The organism is Winogradskyella sp. (assembly GCF_013213975.1).
Classification (GTDB): domain Bacteria; phylum Bacteroidota; class Bacteroidia; order Flavobacteriales; family Flavobacteriaceae; genus Winogradskyella.
This window is the reverse complement of sequence record NZ_JABSST010000095.1, coordinates 1-3,900: the sequence shown is the minus strand read 5'-3', so window position 1 is coordinate 3,900 and position 3,900 is coordinate 1. Positions and strand designations below refer to the sequence as shown.

5 protein-coding genes are annotated in these 3,900 nt (G+C 32.0%); 2 read left to right on the top strand and 3 right to left on the bottom strand.

The window, feature by feature from the left end; genetic code table 11:
• Positions 1 to 1,089: dihydroorotase (locus HRU49_RS12840; RefSeq protein WP_296357794.1), on the bottom strand; the 1,089-nt coding region annotated here is incomplete at its 3' end.
• A 5-nt stretch (positions 1,090 to 1,094) separates the two neighbouring features.
• Positions 1,095 to 1,817 (bottom strand): polyprenol monophosphomannose synthase, encoded by a 723-nt coding sequence (locus HRU49_RS12835; protein ID WP_296357793.1) that lies wholly within the window; start codon positions 1,815 to 1,817, stop codon positions 1,095 to 1,097.
• A 142-nt stretch (positions 1,818 to 1,959) separates the two neighbouring features.
• On the opposite strand from HRU49_RS12835, the gene HRU49_RS12830 reads away from it, so the two are divergent.
• Entirely contained in the window at positions 1,960 to 2,610 is a 651-nt protein-coding gene (locus HRU49_RS12830) for a DUF4271 domain-containing protein (RefSeq protein ID WP_296357791.1), read from the top strand.
• 16 nt (positions 2,611 to 2,626) lie between these two features.
• On the top strand, positions 2,627 to 3,376 hold the full coding sequence (locus HRU49_RS12825) for a uroporphyrinogen-III synthase (protein ID WP_296357789.1): 750 nt from the start codon (positions 2,627 to 2,629) through the stop codon (positions 3,374 to 3,376).
• Positions 3,377 to 3,455: 79 nt separating this feature from the next.
• On the opposite strand, the gene HRU49_RS12820 is transcribed toward HRU49_RS12825, so the two are convergent.
• A partial coding sequence (locus tag HRU49_RS12820; RefSeq protein ID WP_296357788.1) for a phosphoenolpyruvate carboxykinase (ATP) occupies positions 3,456 to 3,900 on the bottom strand: 445 nt, incomplete at its 5' end.

The window sequence follows — 3,900 nt, the reverse complement described above, 5'->3', positions numbered from 1 at the left end:
TTTAGAATCTAATATAATTGTATTTATCCCTTCTGCTATTCTTTTAATTAAAGCACAAACCATTACCGTTACAATTGAGTGCTGAACCAACGGTCCCCCTGAAGGCGCATTCCTATAGTTATTTTGTTTTTTTTCCCATGTATGTGGGGCGTGATCTGTTGCAATAACATCAATTCGATCATCTAGTAATGCCTTCAGTAATTGATCCCTATCACGAGATGTTTTTACTGCTGGATTCCATTTAATATGACTCCCCTTTCTTTGGTAATCCTCGTCAGAAAACCATAAATGATGAATGCATACTTCTGAAGTTATCTTTTTGTCTTTTAATGGAATTTTATTTGTGAAGAGATTTGTTTCTTTGCCGGTAGACAAATGAAATACGTGTAACCTAGCACCTGTTTTCTTAGCTAATTCTATAGCTCTAGATGATGATATATAGCATGCTTCTTCACTTCTAATGATTGGATGCAAATGCATTGGTATATCATCCCCATATTCTTCTTTATACTTAGCTAGGTTATTTCTAATAGTACCTTCATCTTCACAATGTACTGAAATTACCATATCTGTACTAGAAAAGATTTTTTCTAAAACCTCAGGATTATCAACTAACATGTTACCTGTTGAAGAACCTAAAAATAACTTTAAGCCAGCAACATTTTTAGCGTCAACCTCTAAAATTTCGTCAAGGTTATCATTGGTGCCACCAAACATAAAGGAGTAATTAGCATAAGATGTGTTAGCTGCGATAGCAAACTTCTCTTCTAATTTTTCAACTGTAGTAGTTTGAGGCTTTGTATTAGGCATCTCAATAAAAGAGGTTATACCACCTGCCAATGCCGCCTTTGACTCTGTCTCAATATTTGCTTTATGCGTTAACCCCGGTTCCCTAAAATGAACTTGGTCATCAATCATACCAGGTAAAACATACTTACCCTCAGCATCAATAATAACCGTATCACTTGATTTAACACTTATAGAGGTGTCTATTTCTTTGATAATATCATTCTCTATAAGAATGTCACCTTCAAATACTTTCCCTTCATTTACAATCTTTGCATCCTTTATTATGGTCTGTTTGTTCATCTTAACTATCTAGAAAATAAACTTTTTAACTTTAAACTTATAACACCAAATATAGCTTCAGAAATAATACTTCCACTCATTTTTGACTTGCCTTTAACTCTATCTTTAAAAATTACTGGAATTTCAATGATTTTAAATCCTTTTTTAAAAGCTTTAAACTTCATTTCGATTTGAAATGCATAACCAACAAATCTCACTTTAGATAAGTTAATAGCCTCTAAAACATCTCTTTTATAACATATAAAGCCGGCTGTAGAATCTTTGACCTTCATACCTGTAATAAATCTCACATAACGCGATGCGCCATAGGACAATAAAATACGAGGTAATGGCCAATTAACAACGGTAATACCTCTGACATATCTAGAACCTACTGCAACATCCGCTTTACCATTTTCACAAGCATCATAAAGTTTAATAAGATCATCTGGATTATGTGAAAAATCAGCATCCATCTCAAAAATATAACTATATGACTTTGCTAAAGTCCATTTAAAACCATCTAAATATGCTACACCTAATCCTGCTTTTTTTGTTCGATTTAAAATAAAAAGCGAATCTGGAAACTCAGTTTGTAATCGTCCAACGCATTCTGCAGTTTTATCTGGAGAATTATCATCAACCACAAGAATATGAAAGGATTTCTCTTGAGAGAAAACCGCCCTTATAATGGACTCTATATTTTCGATCTCATTAAACGTTGGTATTATAACAATAGCATCAGACATTGATCAAATAAGAGAAAATTATTATGTTTTAAAATTTCAACAAAAGTAACTTATTTAATGAATTAAAAACTGTTATCGATATATTAAGATGTAATTAAGGGCTTTATTATGGCAGCCTATTTTTTATTTTTATTTTAGCTTTATGCGGGAACTTATTACTCACGAGTGGTTTACTCTTTTTACAATGTTTGGATTTATTACAATTGCAAGTGCAAAGTATATGAATACAACTCGTTTTAATGATTTTATATCCGTAATTGGCAATTCTAAGTATTTAAAAATTTACAGTAAAGACCAGAAATTTATTGATGTATTCGATGGGTTGCTGTTTCTGAATTTAGTCTTTTCGGCTAGTATCTTCATATTTTTTGCCTATTCACACTTTGGGTCTTCTCAAAGTTTTAAATTGGTTCCATTTCTAAAACTACTATTTTCAGTCTCTACAATAATTATTATAAAGACCTTATTAGAACGTCTTATTGGAAGTCTTTTTGATATTGATAGTATCATTGATAATTATTTATTTCAAAAAATAACATTTAAAAATTATTCAGGCCTTCTATTTCTTATTGCAAATCTATTTTTGTTGTACACCAATAGCTACCCAAAAATTATAATAATCTCAGTAATTTCATTGATTTGCCTTATAAATCTTATTGGATTTATCGCTTCATTTAAAACCCATCAAAAAACGATAAATTCAAATTTATTCTATTTTTTATTGTATCTTTGCGCTCTCGAAATTGCACCTTATGTGCTTTTATATAAGGTAATTAGCGAGTATAACGCATAAAACAAAGAACCTATATATGAAAGTGAAAACGATTTTAGTATCGCAACCAGAGCCTAAAATAGAAAACTCTCCATACTTTGATTTGCAAGAAAAGTCAAAAGTTAAAGTTGACTTTAGACCCTTCATTCATGTTGAAGGTGTTTCATCAAAAGAAATCAGACAACAAAAAATTGACCTTACTAAATTTACTGCTATAATATTAACGAGTAGAAATTCAGTTGACCATTTTTTTAGAGTTGCAGAAGAAATGCGTTTCAAAGTACCTGACACGATGAAGTATTTTTGTCAGTCTGAGGCTGTTGCTTATTATTTACAGAAATATGTGGTGTATAGAAAACGTAAGATATATGTAGGTAAACGCACATTCGCAGATTTAACACCTTTAATCAAAAAATATAAAGACGAAACCTTCTTATTACCAACTACAGATAAAGTAAAGCCAATTATCCCAGAAACACTAGATAATCTCTCGGTTAATTGGACACAGGCTACTTTTTACAAAACTGTAATTAGTGATTTATCTGATTTGGCAGATGTTTACTATGACATTTTAGTATTTTTTAGTCCTTCAGGGATTGAGTCACTTTTCCATAACTTCCCAGATTTTAAGCAAAACGATACTCGAATTGCAGTATTTGGAAATACCACAGTTAAAGCTGTTAAAGAAAAAGGATTACGAGTAGATATTGCTGCTCCTACACCTGAGACACCATCTATGACTATGGCATTACAAAAATATATCGATGAGGTAAATAAAGGAAAATAGATAGATCAAAATCTAATTTAATAAAAAAGCGATTCTCAATTAGAATCGCTTTTTTTTATAACTATTTATCCATTAAAATTTAAAACGCATAACGTTGCGGCCCTCCTCTTCTAATTTCTTCTGAAGCAGAAGACTCAAACTTTTTAAAATTCTCTCTAAATGCATTAGACAATTTAAAGGCCATTTTATAATACGCATGGTCATCATTCCAAGTTGCTCGAGGACTCAAAACCTCTGTTGGTACTCCAGGACACTTTCTTGGCTGCGCTACTCCAAACACAGAATGAATATGGTAATCGTCATAATTATATAGACCTAAATCACCATTTAAAGCGGCATTAATCATCGCTCTTGTGTATTTTAACTTCATACGAGTACCAATACCATAAGGGCCTCCCGTCCATCCTGTGTTCACTAACCAAACATTTACACCTGCTTCTTGCATTTTCTTACTAAGCATAGCTGCATACTCTGCTGGATGTAATGGCATAAAAGGAGCTCCAAAACACGCTGAAAAAGACGGT

Coding starts and splice junctions, on each gene's coding strand:
- HRU49_RS12830 (WP_296357791.1), top strand. CDS start 1,960: ATGCGGGAACTTATTACTCACGAGTGGTTTACTCTTTTTACAATGTTT.
- HRU49_RS12825 (WP_296357789.1), top strand. CDS start 2,627: ATGAAAGTGAAAACGATTTTAGTATCGCAACCAGAGCCTAAAATAGAA.
- HRU49_RS12835 (WP_296357793.1), bottom strand. CDS start 1,817: ATGTCTGATGCTATTGTTATAATACCAACGTTTAATGAGATCGAAAAT.